The following is a 17,745-nucleotide window of genomic DNA, read 5'->3' on the forward strand; positions in this document are numbered from 1 at the left end:
GCCTGTTATGCGATTTCCTGTCCTTTTGATTGCCGCCTTTTCCTGCCTTGCTGCTCCGGCGCCGATCCACGCGGCCGAAAGCTGCAGCGTGGATGGCGCGTGGGCGCATGCCGATCTGGCTGCCACCACCATATCGGGCGGGGTGGAATTGGACTGGCGGGGCGGGGACGACCAGCCGATGCGCCTGCGCATGGCGGTAAAGGACGGGCAGCCGGTCATCGAAAGGCTGGACATCGCCGGCACCGCCGTGCTGCGCGATGCGGCGATCGATTATACCATCACCTCTGGCATGCGCCGCATAACGGGCCAGCAGCTTGCCCCGCTGCGCAAGCTGGGCGTGGAGATCACGGCAGAAGAGGTCGACCGCCACAAATGGGACGCGTTCTGGGACGCACCGCTCGACCTGCGCGAACCCGATCCATCGGCCCGGCTCGCTTCATCAAACCAGCCGCCGATCGACGGCATCGCCAACCAGCCCGGCCTGCCGCGTTCACCCGGTGAGATCGAGCGCAGTCAGCTTACCTATGCCATCGACAGCTGCACCGTCACCGGAAAGGGGTCGCGCGCGACCATCCGTTTCGGCGGGGTCAGCGCGGGGCCTTTTGCGGGCGATCTGGTCATCACCGCATTTCGCGGAACCAATCTGATCAAGGTCGAATATGTCGCATCCACCGACAGGCCTTCGGTCGCCTATAAATATGACGTGGGCATCACCGGGATTCCGATCGGCCCCGAAACGCGCGTCGGTTGGCGCGATCTGGCGGGCGGGGCGCAGCATACGACATTGACGGGCCGGGCCAATGACGCGCCAGCCGTGATCAAGGCTGCCAACCGCCTGATCGTCGCCAGCACGGGCAATGGCGCCAGCCTTGCCGCATTCCCGCCGCCGCATGATTTCTTCTGGGCGCGGGAGTTGGAGGAGGTCGTCGGCTATAATTGGTACGAGAAATCGAGCGACGGCACATTTGGCTTTGGCATCAGGCAGGGCGAGCAGGAAGTGCGCGAGAAATTCCGCGCCAACTGGACGCTCTATGGCGCGCCTCCCGGCAGCGAGCAGCGCATGGCGCTCTTCCTTTATCCTACCGCCGATGGGGCCGAAGCCGCGCGTGACGAGGCGCTCGCCTTTACCCGGGGCGATCGTTACGCGCAGCTTCCCGGTTACAAGGTGATGGCGCATCACTATCACCTCGGCATGGGGGAGCGGCTGCTGGCATCTGGCGATCCCGACATGCGCCTGCCTGATTTCGACGCGCTTCGCGCCAGCGGGATCGACATCGCCAGCGTGACCGACATTTTCCCCGACCAGCGCAATCCCGGCGGCCCGATGCGGCTGGAGGTGCTGAAGGCCTATTACGACGGCGCGGCACGGCTTAGCGACAGCGATTTCCTCGTCATCCCCAATGTCGAGGCGATCAACATCCTTGGCGGTCACTGGGACGTGTTGCAGTCACGCCCCGTGCTCTGGCTGGAACACAGGGCCGATGACGAGCCGTTCCGTTCGGTCGATGCAGACGGCGACACGGTCTACAGATTGGGCAATGCCGAAGAAGCGGCGCGCATGATCGAGGAGACCGGCATGCTGGTATACATGCCGCATCCGCGGACCAAGGGATCGACCCATTATCCCGACGCGATCAAGGACGGCCCGGCATTCAATTCCGACTGGTATCGCGGTGCCGGCTGGCGCTGGGGCATGGGGTCGGACTTGTCCGAACGCCGCCTTTCGGGCAAGCGGGTGCTGCCTCTGTTCGACGACATGAACAACTGGGCGGCGGTGCGCGGGACGCGCCCGAAATATCTCCTCGCCATTACCGAGACTTTCGACAAGAAGCCGGGCGACGACATCTATGCCAATAATCCGGTGAACTATCTCAGGCTGGATGCGCTGCCAGCGGGACAGGATTATGGCGCGGTCAATGAAGTGCTCAACCGGGGCGATTACTTCGTCACCTCGGGCGAGGTACTCATCCCCGATGCGGGCATCACCGGGCGGGGCCGCACGGCGCGGCTGGAGGCGGATGTCCAATGGACCTTCCCGCTCGATATCGTGGAAGTCATCTGGGGCGATGGCAGGCAGACGCATCGCGAGGCAGTCGATACCAGCGACCTGCCTGCCATGGGTTCGCGCCATTTCAGCATTCCTTTTGACGGAAGCGGCGCAAAATGGGTGCGTTTCGCCGCCTGGGACACGGCTGGAAACGGCGCGATGACGCAGCCGGTGGTGCCGGGACGCGATTGACCGCAGGGTAACGGGGGCGCGCCGCTGGCCCGGTGCGCGCGACTTGCCGTCCGTTTTCGCGCCTTGCGCAGCGTGTATCGGCTGAATGCGCACAGCCGCGAAACCGCATCGTCATTCGCTGTCGCCAGACGGCGGCGACGACGCTGATCCGGGCGATCGGCGGTGGGCGAAACGGCGAGTGATTCGCAGGTGATTCGCGCCGTTAACCATCGGAATCGACGGGATTCGGCGCAAAACCGCAAAAATTTTTCAAAAAAAATTAACGGCGCCGTTAACCTTTTTGCGCCGCAAAAATGCTTGGCAAAAGGGGTGGTGGCGACAGAATGCCAAGCCGACAGGCATAGTTAACCGGTTCGACACGGGAACCAGCATGTGGCTCTGAGGGTTCAAGCGGCAAGATACAAACTGCATGAGGTAAACCGAGCCATGTTCACGCCCAGCTATCGCACGAGCGCTCCGGATCGTTGGACTCTTCCGCGTCCATATTCAGATGCTTCGCAGCGTTATATGAAATTCGGCGCTTTGCAGCCGATGGATGAACCGACCTTCTGGGAAAAGCTTCTCCGCGCCATCTGAGCGGGGAAAGAATCCTTAAGATGGATATTCTGAAAAGTTAACGGCCGGCACCCTTTCGGGGCCGGCCGTTATCGTATCTGCCATTGTGCAGTTGCGAAATTGCGGGTTTCGGGCGTTAATTTTTCGCCCCCAGCGCCGCGATCAGGGAATCGCCCCGCACCAGCTTGAAATTCTGGGTCGAAGCCCCGCTGATAGACGCGCCTTCGGATGCATTATCGCCATCCTGCGCGATGAAGATGCCGTTCGGGAATGCCGGCCCGAAATCGCCCGCGGCAAAGGCGATCCCGTCGGTTTCGCTGGTCCCGTCGATCATCTCGCCATCGCCGATGCGGACGCGCCCGACATATTCCATTCCGGGCAGCATGAAACCCACATAGGCATTGTCGCCCTGGCTCGACGCGATAAGCATGCCGCCATTCTTGCCCATGGGAGCAAGCGCCAGCCCCTCGACATCGGCCACCAGTGCAAGGCCATCGGCGCTTGCGACGATCTCGCCCTTGGGATCGGCTTCCGAAAGGTCGAAGCGGTGAACGCCGACAAGCTCCTCGCCGACGTAAAGCATATCGGTGCGCGGATCGACGACGCAGCCTTCCGACTGGGTGGGGATCGCAAGCGTGCGGGTGGAAATCGCGATCGGTGCGTCCGCTGTTCCGCCCAGCACGGTTTCGATCACCGGCCCGGCCTTGGTCACGACATAGCTGCGTGCCAGCTGGCCCGGCGCAGCGGCGGGCGCCATGCAAAAGCCATAGGCTTCTCCCGAACCCACCGGCAGTTTCGGGCCGGCCGTCAAAGTGCCATCGGCAGCCAGCGTAAAGAACGCGATGCGCGCCACCGTTTCTTCCGTCCGATCGCTCGCCGCGACAAGCACGGTGCCATCGGCGAGTTCGACGAGGTCGACATTGTTCAAAAGGCCCGCGGGGACGAAATCCATGACTTTTCCCGACAAATCATAGGAATAAATGCCCGCCTTCTTGTCGGTGCCCAGCACGATGGATTTCGCAGGGTCCGCCGCATTGCGCCAGATCGCCGGATCGTCTGCGGCATCGGCATTGGCCGTGCCGACAGGCGCTGTTTCGACCGAGGCGGTGACAGTGCCCGTGGGCCATGGGGAGAAAGCAGGCGCTTCCGCCCCGGCGCAAGCGGCCAGTACGAGTGCGGGCGCAAGGGCGGACAGACCCGCCCTCGCATTCATGATCCGCTCCAGCATCAGAACTTCACCCGCGCGCCGAACTTCATGGTCCAGTTATATTCCTCGTACTGGTAGAGGTTCCGCTGGCCGCCCATCGTGTTGTAGGCGAAATACTTGGCGTTGTTGATGTTCACCCATTCGTAATAGAGCTGGACCGCCTCAGTCAGGCGATACTTGGCCGACAGGTCGAGCTGGAAGTGATCGTCGACCCAGCGGTCTTCCGCTGCCTCGCCGTTCACCTCGTCGAGATATTTGCTGCGCCAGGTACCCGCAAGGCGCAGGCTGACCGGGCCCTTTTCATATCCCAGCACGCCATTGACCGTATGCTTCGACGAAGCGGGCAGGCTGATCTCCCGCGTTTCGGCAAGGCTGCCATCGACCGCCACGTCGCCGGTCGCATCGGTGTAGGTGTAGTTCGCCTGCACGAGGAAGCCCGACAACAGGCCCGGCAGGAAGTCGAGAACCTGCGAGGCCGAGAGTTCCACGCCAAAGACGCTGGCCGACAGGCCGTTTTCGTAGATCACCGCCTCGTCGAAATCGATGCCGCGATAGGATCCGAAATAGGGGCCGTCTTCAGCATTATATTCGGCTTCATAGATGAAATTGTCGATGTCCTTGTAGAACACGCCCGCGCTGATGCCGCCGTTGGAGGACATGTAATATTCGACGCTCGCGTCGAGGTTCCAGCTTTCATAGGGCTTCAGATAGGGATTGCCGAAAGTGCCCTCGATCTCGTCCTCGTCATTGACCTCCACCTCGAAACGCGGGGCGAGGGCGGAGAGCTTGGGCCGCATGATCGAGCGATATCCGGCAAGGCGGACGAGCATCTCGGGCGACAGCTCGTATTTGAGATTGAGGCTGGGAAGCCAGTGGCCATAGCTGCGGCTGAAGTCATAGGTGCCGACGCAGACAAGATCGTCATCGGCCACCACGCCCGCATTGGCGCAATCGGTGCCAAGCGTCGATCCCTCTTCATAAAGCATCGCGGCGTTGCCGGTGGTCCTGTTCTTCGTATGCTCATAGCGCACGCCGCCGATCGCGGTCAGCGGGCCGGTCTCGAAGGTGCCCATCAGATAGCCCGCCATGATGTCCTCGCTGGCGGTGTAATCCTCTACCGCGCTGTCGAACTGGCTGTCGGCCTGCTGCAATTCGAAGCTGTCGAAATTGTCGCGGAAATAATCGGTCGCGCCGTCATAGCTGGGCACCGGGTCGATGGAGATGAGGCGATAGGTGCTCGCGCCCAGCACATCGGCCAGCGTCATGTCGTCGTTTTCATAGAATTCGACCGACTTGTCATAGGTCTTGTCGCGCCAGCGGCCCTTGAAGCCGGCCTGAAGGGTCAGGCTGGACGCATCCATCGCGAATTCGCGGCCAAGGTCGAAGGTCGCGGCATATTCCTCGTCCTGCGCGTCGGAGCCGGTGACATATTCGATGTCCTTCAGCCCATAGGCGGTATCGTCGCGAAACGCATAGCTGTCGCCCACGATCGAGAAGAGCGGCACGCGCGGATCGGAATAGTCGATGGCGACGCCAACGTTCTGATTGTCGAACGACTGCTCGAACTGGGTCGGGTCGAGCGAGCCGTTTTCCTGTTCCGATGCCTTGGCGTAGCTGGCCGAATATTCGGCGAACCAGCCGCTATCCAGCTCGGTCTTGCCGCCTGCGACCACGTTCCAGATGCGCTGGCGTTCGAAACGGTCCTTGATGTCGCGTTCGGCCGTCCATTCCTGGTCGGCGTCGGAATAGGTCACGGTCTGGCCGTCATAGCTGACATCGCCATCCTCGAAATCGCCAAGGTCGAAGGTAAGGCGGCGGCGGTATTCCTGGTCGTCGAACTGGCTGAACACGCCCTTCACGTAAAGCTCGGTCGTATCGCTGGCCCTGAAGTCGAGGCCGAGCGTGGCGCTGATCCGCTCGCGCTCCACGTCATAGTCGCGGTATTGCACCTCGGTCGCATAGGGGATGCCGCCTTCCTGTACCCAGTCGTCGGCCTCGATATTGTCGGTCTCGAATTTGCGCTTGTAGTAAGAGACGCCGCCCGAGATGCCGAGATCGTCGGAAAGCTTGGTCGCGAAATCGAAGCTCATCTTGGGCGTCACGACATTGGCGTAATCGTTGTAGCTGCCTTCGATCCGGGCGCTCCAAAGGTCCTTCTTGCGGTCGAAGGCGCTGGTCGTCTCGATCTCGACGCTGCCCCCGATGGTGTCGCCGTCCATGTCAGGGGTGAGCGATTTCTTGACCGTGATTGATTCGATGATGTCCGAGCTGATCACGTCCAGCGCGACCGAGCGCACATCGCTTTCGGGTGCTGGCAGGCGCACGCCGTTCAGCGAAGTGGAATTCAGTTCCGGATCGAGCCCGCGCACCGAGACGAAGCGCCCTTCGCCCTGGTCGTTGAGGACATTGATGCCGGGCAGACGGCGCAGCGATTCCGCCACGTTCTGGTCGGGAAACTGACCGATGGCATCGCGGGTCAGAACGTCGGAAACCACATCGGCGGCCTTCTTGCGCGACAATGCGCTGGCCTGGTTCGCCAATTGCCCGATGACAAGGATCGAGCTGTCGCTTGCGCCCAGCGCGATTTGCTGCGTGACGCTGCCGGTGGCGCTAACGGTGACGGCCATCGTTTCGGTCGCCGCGCCGACATAGCGGACTTCCAGCGTGTAACTGCCGGCGGGAACGTCGATAAAGCGGAAACTGCCGTCGCGCGCGGCATGGGTGGTGCGGCCCAGTTCGATGATGGTGACTTCGGCTGCCTGCAACGCGCGGGTGCCCGTTGCGTCGACGACCGATCCGTCAATCGTGCCTGCCATGGCCTGCGGCGCGGCGGAGATCGCGGTAATGGCGGTGGTAAGCGCCAAGGCGCGGCGGAATGTGCGATTGCTCATGGATGACCCCCTGAATTGAGCGCGGGGCAACCGGCCCCTTCGTCGGGCCGCTCGCTAGGGGGTGTTCAAGTCAGGGACGCGACAGTTCGGTTGCAGCTTGGTGACATTCGCAATTTTGTCGCCCGGCTGTCACTAGCGCATGGCGCATATGCAAAAGGGGCCGCGCCATTGGCGCCGCCCCTTTTGCGTAATTCGGGTTGAGAAGTGGGCCTCAGCCCTCGGCCTTGGCCACGTTCTTTTCGTTCATCAGCTGCTGCAGTTCGCCCGCCTCGAACATCTCCATCATGATGTCGCTGCCGCCCACGAACTCGCCCTTTACATAGAGCTGGGGGATCGTCGGCCATTCGGAGAATGCCTTGATGCCCTGCCGGATTTCCATGTCCTGCAGCACGTCGACCGAGCCATAGGCGACGCCGCAATGTTCGAGGATCGCGACCGCGCGGCTGGAAAAGCCGCACTGCGGGAAAAGGGGCGTGCCCTTCATGAAAAGGACGACATCGTCCTTGGAGACAATGTCGGTGATGCGATCGTCGATTTCGGCCATTACTGCAGATCCCGCTTGGATATTCAAAAAATCAGTGTGGTGCTCAATTGGGAACCGCGGTGGTCAGTTGCAAGGCGTGAAGTTCCCCGCCCATGCGTCCGCCCAGCGCTTCATAGACCGCCTTGTGCTGCTTCACGCGGGTCATGCCGGCAAAGCTCGCCGACACGACATGCGCGGCGTAATGGTCGCCATCGCCTGCAAGGTCACGGATCGTCACCTCTGCATCGGGGATGCCTGCGCGGATCAGTTCCTCGATCTTTTCTGCTTCCATTGCCATGGATCAGCTCTCGCTCATCAGCTGGCGGCGGGCTTCGATCATCTTTTCTTCAAGGGCGGCGCGCACCTTGGCATCGTCGGCATCGACCCCTGCGCTGGTCAGGTCGCCCAGAACCTTGCGGATCACGTCCTCGTCGCCCGCTTCCTCGAAATCGGCCTGCACGACCGCTTTCTTGTATGCCTCGGTCTCGACGTCCGAGAGGTTCATGAGGCCAGCGGCCCATTCGCCCACCAGCCGGTTGCGGCGCGCGGTGATGCGGAACAGCATCTCTTCGTCCATCGCGGCCTTGGCTTCCTCGGCGCGGCGGCGGTCGTTGAAATCGGTCATCGCTTGTGTCCTTTCACGTGGCGCCCGGCGGGCGCTCCCCCTTTATATAGTCAGGCCCAATGTATGATCAGGCCCAATTCTTTTTCAGGCGGCGCCGGGAACGGCGACCTGCTGGCCGGAGAGGAAGGACAGCGCATCGGCTGACTTTGCCTCATAGGCCGAAATAGCGTCCTTGCGCTCCAGCGTCAGCCCGATTTCGTCGAGGCCATTGAGGAGGCAGTGGCGGCGGAACGGATCGATCTCGAAAGTGAAGCGATCCTGAAACGGCGTCGTCACGGTCTGGTTTTCAAGATCGATCGAGATCTCGTCGGTCTCGGCCACTTCCATCAGCCGGTCGACCTGTTCCTGCGGCAGCGCCACGGTCAGGATGCCGTTCTTGAAGGCATTGCCCGAGAAGATGTCGGAAAAGCTCGGCGCGATCACCGCGGTCACGCCCATGTCGAGCAGGGCCCATGCGGCATGTTCGCGGCTGGAGCCGCAACCGAAATTATCGCCGGCGATCAGGATCGGCGCGCCGGCATTGCGCGGATCGTCGAAGACATTGCCTTCCTTCGCACGCACCGTTTCGAACGCACCTTGTCCCAGCCCCTCACGCGTGATGGTCTTCAGCCAGCGGGCGGGGATGATGACGTCGGTGTCGACGTTCTTCGCTCCGAAGGGAATCGCACGCCCTTCGATATGGTCGATCTTCTGCATGGGCCCAGCCTATATGGGGCTTTGGCGGCGTTCTCAACGCCGATTGCGCATGATTCCGCCCGTCGGAGCGGGAAAAACGCGATCAATCGGTTTCAGGCGCTTCGCCGGTGGGCACAGGCGAGGTGGCGGGCTTCTTCTTGCCGCGCTCCATCCGGCGCGATGCATAGAGCACGGCGGCTGCCAGCGCCGCCGAACCGATCGCGGCCCCGGCCATCGCGGCCTTCGAGGTCCAGCTGTTGTCTTCGCTCATCAGATCATCCGTTTCATGTCTTCGGGCGTGTTCACCCTTTACCTGATGCTATCGCCAGTGTGCCGGGGCGAATGCAACCGGACGCACCGGTTTATCCGCCAGAGCGTCACCGGCATGCGATCCACGGCGAAAGGGCAGACCATCGCTCCTGCTTTTGCTCGCGGGTCATGGCGGCATGGGCCGGGCTGGAGGAAGGCAGGTCGATCAGCGTGATTCGCAGGGAATCGGCCATCATCCGTGGCCCGATCTTCGCAGCGGTCGCGCCGTTGAAGCCGATCGCTTCCAGTTTCGGCAATCGCGCGGCGAGGGCGGGCAGGTCCGCATGGTCGATATCGCGCATGGCGGCATCGAGGCTGCCCCTGCGGCTGGCCGAGCGCGCCACATCCCAAAGCCCGATGCCGCGATCGAGCAGGGCGGCAAGGCGGTCGTCATAGGGCAGGGCAGGCAGGTTGGCGATGCCCGCAGCATGGCCGATCAGGTGCCAGAACAGATTGCGCGGATGGGCGTAATATTGCGCTGCCTGCAGCGAGGCGTCGCCCGGCAGGCTGCCGCAGACCAGCAGGCGTGTGCGGTCATCGACAACAGGCTCGAAACCGGTTTTTCGGTCGGACAAAATCAGGGTGCGAGGTCCGGCTGATATGGGCTCGGCGGTGCGTAATAGCGGGCCTCGCCGCTATCATCGTCACCATCGGTCCATGACAGGCCATCGGGAAAGCGCGTTTCGATCCCGGTCAGCAGACCGGGTTCGAACAGGCGCATGTTGACGCCCATCCGGTCATAGCCGGGCTCTGTCGAAACCCACGCGACCGTGTTGCCGCAATTGGGGCAGAACAAGGTGGCGAGACAGGCCTTCGCCAGATCGCCGCGCACGAACCGCCGCGTTTCGCCGGTAATGGTGACCTCATCCGGCGCGTAATAGCCCCACATCCCGCCAGTGCGGCGGCACAGGGTGCAATTACAGCGGTTCAGATAATCGGGCAGCCGCGCTGCCGAGACGGTGACGTCCCCGCAGGCGCAGCGGCCCTCTATCATGCCGGTTCTTCGGCCAGCACACCCAGTTCGCGCACATCGGTCAGGCGACCCGTGACAGCAGCAGCTGCCGCCATCGCCGGGCTGACGAGATGGGTGCGCGCGCCCGGTCCTTGCCGTCCGACGAAATTGCGATTGCTGGTCGACGCGCAGCGTTCGCCCGCAGGCACCTTGTCGGGGTTCATGCCAAGGCAGGCCGAACAGCCCGGCTCCCGCCATTCGAGGCCTGCATCGGTAAAGATCTTGTCGAGACCCTCTTCCTCAGCATGCATCTTCACGAGGCCGGAGCCTGGCACGACGATGGCCCATTTGATGTTGGGCGCGATTTTCCGGCCCTTCAGCACGGCGGCCGCGGCGCGCAGATCCTCGATCCGGCTGTTGGTGCACGAACCGATGAAGATGTTCTCCACCTCGATCTCGTTCATCGGCGTGCCCGGCTGGAGGCCCATGTATTCAAGGCTGGCCTTCGCCGCCGCCTGCTTCGCCGGATCGGCAAAGCTGGCCGGATCGGGCACCATGCCCGTGATGCCGATGGTGTCTTCGGGGCTGGTACCCCATGTCACGGTCGGCTCGATATCGGCGGCGTCGATCACGACCGACTTGTCGAATTTCGCGCCCTCGTCGGTGGGCAGCGTCTTCCACCACGCCAGCGCCTTGTCCCAGTCCTCGCCCTTGGGCGCCATGGGGCGGCCCTTGATAAAGGCGAAGGTCTTTTCATCGGGCGCGATCAGGCCAGCGCGCGCACCGCCCTCGATCGCCATGTTGCACACGGTCAGGCGGCTCTCGATGCTCATGTCCTCGAACACCTTGCCGCGGTATTCGACAACATAGCCGGTGCCGCCAGCCGTGCCGGTGACGCCGATCACGTGCAGGATCACGTCCTTCGCCGTCACGCCGGGGGCAAGTTCGCCATCGACGCGCACTTCCATGGTCTTCGACCGCTTCAATTGCAGCGTCTGCGTTGCCAGCACATGCTCGACCTCGCTCGTGCCGATGCCAAAGGCCAATGCGCCCAGACCGCCGTGGCAGGCGGTGTGGGAATCGCCGCACACGATGGTCGCGCCCGGAATGGAAAAGCCCTGTTCGGGCCCCACGACATGGACGATGCCCTGCTGCAAATCGGCATCGCCAATATAGCGGATGCCGAATTCGGGCGCGTTCTTTTCCAGCGCGGCAAGCTGCTGGGCGCTTGCCGGATCCTCGATCGGGATGCGGTTGCCCGCATCGTCGCGCCGCGCGGTGGTGGGCAGGTTGTGATCGGGCACAGCCAGCGTCAGGTCGGGGCGGCGCACCTTGCGCCCGGCAAGGCGTAGCGCCTCGAAGGCCTGCGGGCTCGTCACCTCGTGCACGAGGTGGCGGTCGATATACAGGATGCTGGTGCCATCGTCGCGGCGTTCCACGACATGGGCGTCCCAGATCTTTTCGTACAGGGTGCGCGGATTTTCAGTCATGAACGCGCGATTAGGCGCGCTCGCCACGCAATTCAAGCGGGACGAGCGCGCCCTTGCGCGTCATGTCATTGCGCGCATCAGCCGCGGCGGCGGTCGTTGTCCCGGCGCTCGGCACGCAGGGCCAGTTCGAGCCGGTTCACACGCTTTGACAAAGTGCTGATTTCCGAGCGGTTAAGCCCGTTTCGGGCATAATTGCGATAGAGCCTCTGAAGCTGCGCGGCATCGCGGCTCAGCGAATTGGCTTCGCGGCGGCTGATCGCGCCGCGCCGCTCGGCCCGGTCGATGCGGTTGGACAGGGCGGCAATGTCGCTGCGGATCGAAGCACCGCGATCCGACATGCGCGAGTCCCTTGCGTCATAGCGCGCCTCATGGCGGTTATCCCGCGCATCGTTGCGGTTAGACGAACTGCCCGATTCATAGCGCGAATGGCTTGCCGTCGGTCCGTCATGGGCTGCCGCCATCGCGGGCGCGGGCGCGGGGACGAGGGCGACCATGCCCATTGCTGCGATCGCGGGGGTGAGGATCTTGGTCATCTTACGCATATTCTTGCACTCCTTTGCCTGATGGGACCGGATGAAAGCGCTCTCTTGCGAGCGCCTCCTGTGCATTCATAAATACGGCCATGAAAATGAACGCCGGGAATATCGACTGCATCAAAAAGCATCGCGATGGTAAGAGATTGTCGCAATGCGCTCAGGCGGTGCTATAGGCGGTTCATGCCTGTTTTGAGTGCCATAGCGATCACCCTTGCCGCCTGCGCCGCGATGGAAGGCGTCGCATGGGCGAGCCACAAATATATCATGCATGGCTGGGGCTGGGGCTGGCACCGCGACCACCACGAAAGGCACGACGGTTTCTTTGAGCGGAACGACCTTTACGCACTGGTCGGCGCGGCGATGAGCATTGCCATGTTCGCCGTCGGCAGTCCGCTGGTGATGGGCGCCTCGGCATGGGAGCCGGGGACGTGGATCGGGCTTGGCATTCTTTTATACGGGGTGATTTATACACTGGTGCATGACGGCCTCGTTCACCAGCGCTGGTTCCGCTACGTGCCGCGCGGCGGCTATCTCAAACGGCTGGTGCAGGCGCACCACCTCCACCACGCGACCCAGTCGAAGGAAGGCGGGGTCAGCTTTGGTTTTGTGATTGCGCGCAGCCCGGCGGCGTTGAAGCGCGATTTGAAAGCGCAGAAGGCGGCGGGGAAAGCGGTGCTGCGCGATGGGGCGGTGTCTGCGGATTAGCGCGGGCTGTGGGCTGCGGGAGGTACGGCAGCTTTCGGGTGTTGTGGTATTTGGCGCTGATGGCCGAAACGGGGTGGGAAGCGGACATTAGAAATTGAAGTTTACAGCGGTGCTGACCTGAGACGAGGCCAACTTTTGAGTATTCGACTTGCCAGACTGGAACGCTCGATGGCCACAGATTTCTTCGAGTTTATCAAGTGGCGATCGGGGAAGATAAATCTGTACCATCCTCGAGGCGTTTGTCCATGCGATGTTCTTTAGCTGCGCCTTGATTTTTATTTCGTCCCAATCAGCATCTTCGTCGAAGATTGCAAGCCAAAGTGCGCAGAATTTGGCTACATAATCGTCATCCGCACTATCAGCATTCTTCGCAAGCTTTTCACTTTCCTTAAGGCGCGTATGCGCTTGTTCGTAACGCCCTTCGCCAATCATCAGTAGCCCGTCGAACGCCGCGATAAATGCAGAGGGCTCCGGGCTTGAAATAATGGCGAGTTCCATTCGTTTTCTTGCTCTGGCCCACCTCCCTTTACGTTTATGCAACCACGCTAAATAGAGGTGGAAGAGTTGCTTAAACTCGCCAAATGGGAAGTCCTTCAACATTATTCCAACATCAGCGATGTACGCGAGCAATGCAAGGTCGGCACCATAGGAATTGGCAAGACGGCCAACGTCCGCAATCGGTCGCTTGCCGCCAGTCCGCTTTTGTCTGAAAATTTCCAATAGCGGACGCGCCAGCAACCTCAGCCTCAATCCTTCGCAGCCGCCGCCCGCTCATGATGCCGGATCACCTCATCGATGACGAAGCGCAGGAACTTTTCGCTAAACTCGGGATCGAGATCGGCCTCTTTCGCCATGGCGCGCAGGCGCTCGACCTGCCGCGCTTCGCGATTCGGGTCGGCGGGAGGCAGTTCCACCTTCGCCTTGTACTCGCCCACGGCCTGGGTGATGCGAAACCGTTCTGCCAGCATGTGAATCAGTGCCGCATCGATGTTGTCGATGCTCTTGCGAAAAGCGGCGAGCGTGGCATCGGGCGTCTTGCTGGCGTTATCGGTCATGGCATCGGCCTATAATGCGGGTTCTTGCGGGCGCAAACCCCTATGGGTCATGCCAGTTCTATGCCGCGCCCGCGAAGATGATGCTTGCCATCGCCCGCCTTGCTTCACTAGGGAGGCTCGGTGAGCGCGACCGTCCATACCCTGCCTCGTAGCGAAGCTTCGCTCGGCCCCATCCTGTCTCTGACCGCAGACGGCATGAACCAGGTCAATTCCATCATCCTCGATCGCATGCAGTCGAAGATCCCGCTGATCCCGGCGCTTGCCGGCCACCTGATCGCGGGCGGGGGCAAGCGTCTGCGCCCGATGCTGACGCTGGCGAGCGGTGCGCTGCTGGAATATGGCGGCACGCGCCATCACAAGCTGGCGGCGGTGGTGGAGTTTATCCATACCGCGACCCTGCTCCACGACGATGTGGTGGACGGGTCCGACATGCGCCGCGGCAAGCAGGCCGCCAATGTCGTGTTCGGCAATCCCGCCGCCGTGCTGGTGGGCGATTTTCTCTTTTCCCGCAGCTTTGAGCTGATGACCGAGGATGGCAGCATCAAGGTGCTGAAGATCCTGTCCAACGCCAGCGCCATCATCGCCGAAGGCGAGGTCGACCAGCTGACCGCGCAGCGCCAGCTGGAAACGACGGAAGAGCGTTACCTGCAGATCGTGGGTGCAAAGACCGCCGCCCTGTTCGCTGCCGCCTGCCGCATCGCCGCCGTGGTGGCAGAGCGCGATCAGGACACGGAAGAAAAGCTCGACGCCTATGGCCGCAATCTGGGCGTGGCCTTCCAATTGGCCGACGATGCGATCGATTACGATTCCGAAGTCGGCGAAAGCGGCAAGGACAAGGGTGACGATTTCCGCGAAGGCAAGATGACGCTGCCGGTAATCCTCGCCTATGCGCGCGGCACGGATGAAGAGCGCGCATTCTGGACCGATGCGATGAAGGGCAAGCGCACATCTGACGAGGATCTGGCCCACGCCATCAAGCTGATCGCCAAATATGACGCGGTGAACGCCACCCGCGAACGGGCGCGTCACTATGCCGATCGCGCGATTGACGCGATTTCGGGCTTTCCCGCCAATGCCGCCCGCGCCGCCATGATCGAGGCTGCGCAATTCGCGGTGGCGCGCCGCTTCTGATCCGATTAGGCGGGCCGGAATGAGCCTGCCCGTCGAAGAAATCCTGCCCCAGCTGCTGGCCGCGCTGCGTGCCGGGCCTAATGCCGTGCTGGTCGCACCGCCGGGTGCGGGCAAGACCACTGCGGTGCCGCCTGCGCTGATTCATGAACCGTGGTGCACGGGGCAGGTCTGGGTGCTGTCCCCCCGCCGCGTCGCCGCGCGCGCCGCTGCCGAACGCATGGCGCAGATGTTGGGCGAAAAAGCGGGCGAGACGATCGGCTATCGCACCCGCATGGACAGCCGCGTGGGCGCAAAGACCCGCGTCGTCGTCATGACTGAGGCGATCTTCGTTAACGCCATTGCCGAGGACCCGGAATTGTCCGGCGTTTCCGCCGTGCTGTTCGACGAGGCGCATGAGCGCCATCTCGATTCCGACCTCGGCCTCGCTCTGGGGCTGCAATCGCAGGAAGTGCTGCGCGAAGACCTGCGCCTCTTGGTCATGAGCGCGACCATCGACGGCGCGCGTTTCGCGGCGCTGATGGGGGCGGGCGTGCCGGTGCTGGAAAGCGCGGGCAAGGCGTGGCCGCTGGATGTGCGCTGGCTGGGTGCGAACCCGGCGCAACGATTGGACGAGCGCATGGCGAGCGCGGTGCTGACCGCGTGGCGCGAAACGGATGGCGACATCCTCGCCTTCCTTCCCGGCGTGGGCGAGATCGAGCGCGTGCGCGAGAGGCTGGAGGAACGGCTGAAGCATGTGCCCATCCTCCCGCTCCACGGCCAATGCGAACCCGCCGCCCAGCGCGAGGCGATCCGCAAGGATGGCGAAGGCCGCCGCCGCATCGTCCTCGCGACCGCGATTGCGGAAACATCACTGACTTTGGACGGGGTGTCGGTCGTCGTCGATTCCGGCCTTTCGCGCCATGCTCAATTCGACGTGGCAGCGGGCACCAGCCACCTCGTCACCCGGCAGGCGAGCCGCGCCGCATCCGACCAGCGCGCAGGCCGCGCCGCGCGTCAGCAGGCGGGCGTCGCCTATCGCTTGTGGGAGCAGGCAGGCCATGCGGGCCGCCCCGCCTATGACCCGCCCGAAATCGCGACCGCCGATCTTGCCCCGCTGGTGCTGACATTGGCACGGATCGGGGAGGGCGATCCGGCGGCATTGTGCTGGCTGGACGAACCGCCTGCGCCATCCATCGGCGGCGCGCGCGAACGGCTGCAGGCGCTGGGCGCGCTGGATGCGGATTACAGGACAACCGATTTCGGCGAAGCCTTGGCCAAGCTGCCCATGGACCCGGTGCATGGCGCGTTGGTGCTGCATGGTGCTCGCGCCGGAGAAGCGGAGCAGGCCGCGAAGCTGGCGTTGCTGCTTCAGGAACGCGCCCTTGGCGGAAGAGGGGAAGACCTGCACCAGCGGTTGATGCGCTGGGACGGGCAGTCTGGCGGCAAGCCTTCACAGGCAAGGAAACTGGCCGCAGGCTGGGCGAAACGCGCCGAAAAGCTGGTCGAGAGCGCGTCCGATGCGCCCGGCGGTCATCCCGGCATCCATCTTGCGCTTGCCATGCCGGGCCATGTGGCAAAACGCCGCGACCAGAGTGGTGAGAACTGGATCAGCGCAGGCGGGCGCGGTTTTATCCTCGATCCCGCATCGCCACTGGCGCGCAGCGAATGGCTGGCCATCGGCGATGCGCAAGGGCAGGCAAAGGGCGCGCGGATCACCGCGGCGTGGCCGCTGGACGCGGCCGATGTCGAGCTGGCGCTGGGCCAGCGGGTTGAAAAACGCCAGACCCTGCGCTGGAACGCAAGCGAAGAGCGGGTCGAGGCGCGGCAGGAAAAGAAGCTGGGCGCGATCACCCTGTCGACCGGGCCGGACCCTGATCCGGACGCGGAAGCGGTTGTGGACCTGCTTGTGGAAAAGCTGTTGGCGGACTCGGCAAAACATCTGCCGCCCGCGCTGATGGCGCGTGCGGGCTATGCCGGTCTGGACGCGCTCTCGCCCGAGGCGCTGGCAGCCGATGCGGAGCTTTGGCTTCGGCCCCTGCTGGCGGGGCGGCGCGATTTGAAATTGGGGCGCGGGAAATTGACCGAGGCGTTGCTGAACCGACTCGACTGGAACGAGAGGCAAGCGCTGGACCGGCTGGCGCCGAAGGAATTCACCAGCGCGGCGGGTACGCATCATGCCATTGATTACGAAGGCGAGGGCGCGCCTTCGGTGGAGGTGCGGGTGCAGGCCCTGTTCGGGATGGACCGGCACCCGATGATCGCGGGCACGCCGCTGCTGCTGCAACTGACCAGCCCTGCGGGGCGGCCCATTCAGGCGACTCGCGACCTGCCCGGTTTCTGGCGCGGAAGCTGGGCGGACGTGGCCAAGGACATGAAAGGGCGATACCCCAAACACCGCTGGCCCGAGCGTCCTTGGGAAGAGGCAGCGTCCTTGAAGACCAAAAACGCCTTCAACCGGCAGGGCTAGGGCGCATTTGCCCGCTTGATTTTCGCGCCGTCTTGCGCAAATGCGGGATCATGCCTGCAAACATCTACCAGCGCCCGAAGAACGCCATGCAGTCGGGCAAGGCCCGCACCTCCGACTGGGTGCTCGATTTCGTGCCCGCAGAGGCGAAGAAGCCCGACCCGCTGATGGGCTGGGCCGGTTCGGGCGATACGCAGCAGCAGGTGCAGCTGAGCTTCCCCGACAAGGACGCTGCCGTCGCCTATGCCGCGAAATACGGGATCGAGGCGCATGTCGTGCCGACCCCGCCCAAGCGGCTGAAGATCCAAGCCTACGCCGACAACTTCCGCTGATCGCCCTGTTGCGCGGGTGATGTAAGGCCCGCCGATCACAGGACTTGCCAAGCGGATCATCCGTCGCCATATGGGCG

At 63.1% G+C, this 17,745-nt stretch carries 18 protein-coding genes; 5 read left to right on the plus strand and 13 right to left on the minus strand.

All coding sequences use genetic code 11. The annotated features are described in order from the left end of the window. Positions 1–7: 7 nt before the first annotated feature. A complete protein-coding gene (locus A9D13_RS18590; protein WP_156522177.1) occupies positions 8–2,239 on the plus strand; it encodes a CehA/McbA family metallohydrolase domain-containing protein in 2,232 nt (743 codons plus the stop codon). A gap of 691 nt (positions 2,240–2,930) precedes the next feature. Here A9D13_RS18590 and A9D13_RS18595 read toward each other — a convergent pair. The 11 genes from A9D13_RS18595 to A9D13_RS18640 all read right to left on the minus strand — a co-directional run bounded on the left by A9D13_RS18595 (position 2,931) and on the right by A9D13_RS18640 (position 12,008). Then, entirely contained in the window at positions 2,931–4,007 is a 1,077-nt protein-coding gene (locus A9D13_RS18595) for a phytase (RefSeq protein WP_066777610.1), read from the minus strand. Between the two features lie 14 nt (positions 4,008–4,021). Then, positions 4,022–6,892, minus strand: a complete 2,871-nt coding sequence (locus tag A9D13_RS18600; RefSeq protein ID WP_066777231.1) for a TonB-dependent receptor — start codon at positions 6,890–6,892, stop codon at positions 4,022–4,024. Between the two features lie 211 nt (positions 6,893–7,103). Continuing rightward, entirely contained in the window at positions 7,104–7,436 is a 333-nt protein-coding gene (gene grxD / locus A9D13_RS18605; RefSeq protein WP_066777235.1) for a Grx4 family monothiol glutaredoxin, read from the minus strand. A gap of 43 nt (positions 7,437–7,479) precedes the next feature. Continuing rightward, positions 7,480–7,713, minus strand: a complete 234-nt coding sequence (locus A9D13_RS18610; RefSeq protein ID WP_066777237.1) for a BolA family protein — start codon at positions 7,711–7,713, stop codon at positions 7,480–7,482. Between the two features lie 3 nt (positions 7,714–7,716). After that, a complete protein-coding gene (locus A9D13_RS18615) occupies positions 7,717–8,040 on the minus strand; it encodes a DUF1476 domain-containing protein (RefSeq protein ID WP_066777240.1) in 324 nt (107 codons plus the stop codon). Between the two features lie 84 nt (positions 8,041–8,124). Then, positions 8,125–8,736 (minus strand): 3-isopropylmalate dehydratase small subunit, encoded by a 612-nt coding sequence (leuD, locus tag A9D13_RS18620; RefSeq protein ID WP_066777243.1) that lies wholly within the window; start codon positions 8,734–8,736, stop codon positions 8,125–8,127. A gap of 82 nt (positions 8,737–8,818) precedes the next feature. Continuing rightward, the gene (locus A9D13_RS20680) at positions 8,819–8,986 is read right to left on the minus strand and encodes an isopropylmalate isomerase (protein WP_156522178.1); all 168 of its coding nucleotides are present in this window, start codon (positions 8,984–8,986) and stop codon (positions 8,819–8,821) included. Between the two features lie 106 nt (positions 8,987–9,092). Next, on the minus strand, positions 9,093–9,599 hold the full coding sequence (locus tag A9D13_RS18625) for a DNA-deoxyinosine glycosylase (RefSeq protein ID WP_066777246.1): 507 nt from the start codon (positions 9,597–9,599) through the stop codon (positions 9,093–9,095). Between the two features lie 2 nt (positions 9,600–9,601). Continuing rightward, a complete protein-coding gene (locus tag A9D13_RS18630) occupies positions 9,602–10,018 on the minus strand; it encodes a GFA family protein (RefSeq protein WP_156522179.1) in 417 nt (138 codons plus the stop codon). Then, positions 10,015–11,466 (minus strand): 3-isopropylmalate dehydratase large subunit, encoded by a 1,452-nt coding sequence (leuC, locus tag A9D13_RS18635; RefSeq protein ID WP_066777252.1) that lies wholly within the window; start codon positions 11,464–11,466, stop codon positions 10,015–10,017. Before leuC ends, A9D13_RS18630 begins: the two co-directional genes overlap by 4 nt. Positions 11,467–11,543: 77 nt before the next feature. Further along, a complete protein-coding gene (locus tag A9D13_RS18640; RefSeq protein ID WP_066777271.1) occupies positions 11,544–12,008 on the minus strand; it encodes a hypothetical protein in 465 nt (154 codons plus the stop codon). A gap of 174 nt (positions 12,009–12,182) precedes the next feature. On the opposite strand from A9D13_RS18640, the gene A9D13_RS18645 reads away from it, so the two are divergent. After that, positions 12,183–12,707, plus strand: coding sequence for a sterol desaturase family protein (locus A9D13_RS18645; protein ID WP_066777273.1), 525 nt, complete (start codon positions 12,183–12,185; stop codon positions 12,705–12,707). A gap of 87 nt (positions 12,708–12,794) precedes the next feature. Here the strand turns inward: A9D13_RS18645 and A9D13_RS18650 are convergent, their stop codons facing one another. Both A9D13_RS18650 and A9D13_RS18655 read right to left on the minus strand, forming a co-directional pair. Further along, a complete protein-coding gene (locus tag A9D13_RS18650; RefSeq protein ID WP_156522180.1) occupies positions 12,795–13,445 on the minus strand; it encodes a hypothetical protein in 651 nt (216 codons plus the stop codon). Positions 13,446–13,453: 8 nt separating this feature from the next. Next, positions 13,454–13,762 carry a chorismate mutase gene (locus A9D13_RS18655; protein ID WP_066777279.1) on the minus strand — a complete coding sequence of 103 codons (309 nt, stop codon included), beginning with the start codon at positions 13,760–13,762 and terminating at the stop codon, positions 13,454–13,456. 120 nt (positions 13,763–13,882) lie between these two features. On the opposite strand from A9D13_RS18655, the gene A9D13_RS18660 reads away from it, so the two are divergent. From A9D13_RS18660 to A9D13_RS18670, 3 genes are read left to right on the plus strand one after another with little or no spacing between them, the layout of a single operon-like run. Continuing rightward, positions 13,883–14,893, plus strand: coding sequence for a polyprenyl synthetase family protein (locus tag A9D13_RS18660; protein ID WP_066777280.1), 1,011 nt, complete (start codon positions 13,883–13,885; stop codon positions 14,891–14,893). 19 nt (positions 14,894–14,912) lie between these two features. Then, the gene (hrpB, locus tag A9D13_RS18665) at positions 14,913–17,339 is read left to right on the plus strand and encodes an ATP-dependent helicase HrpB (RefSeq protein WP_066777281.1); all 2,427 of its coding nucleotides are present in this window, start codon (positions 14,913–14,915) and stop codon (positions 17,337–17,339) included. Positions 17,340–17,389: 50 nt separating this feature from the next. Further along, entirely contained in the window at positions 17,390–17,668 is a 279-nt protein-coding gene (locus A9D13_RS18670; RefSeq protein ID WP_066777613.1) for an ETC complex I subunit, read from the plus strand. The last annotated feature ends 77 nt before the right edge of the window (positions 17,669–17,745 follow it).

The sequence above is a fragment of the Croceicoccus mobilis genome (assembly GCF_001661965.1).
Classification (GTDB): Bacteria; Pseudomonadota; Alphaproteobacteria; order Sphingomonadales; family Sphingomonadaceae; genus Croceicoccus; species Croceicoccus mobilis.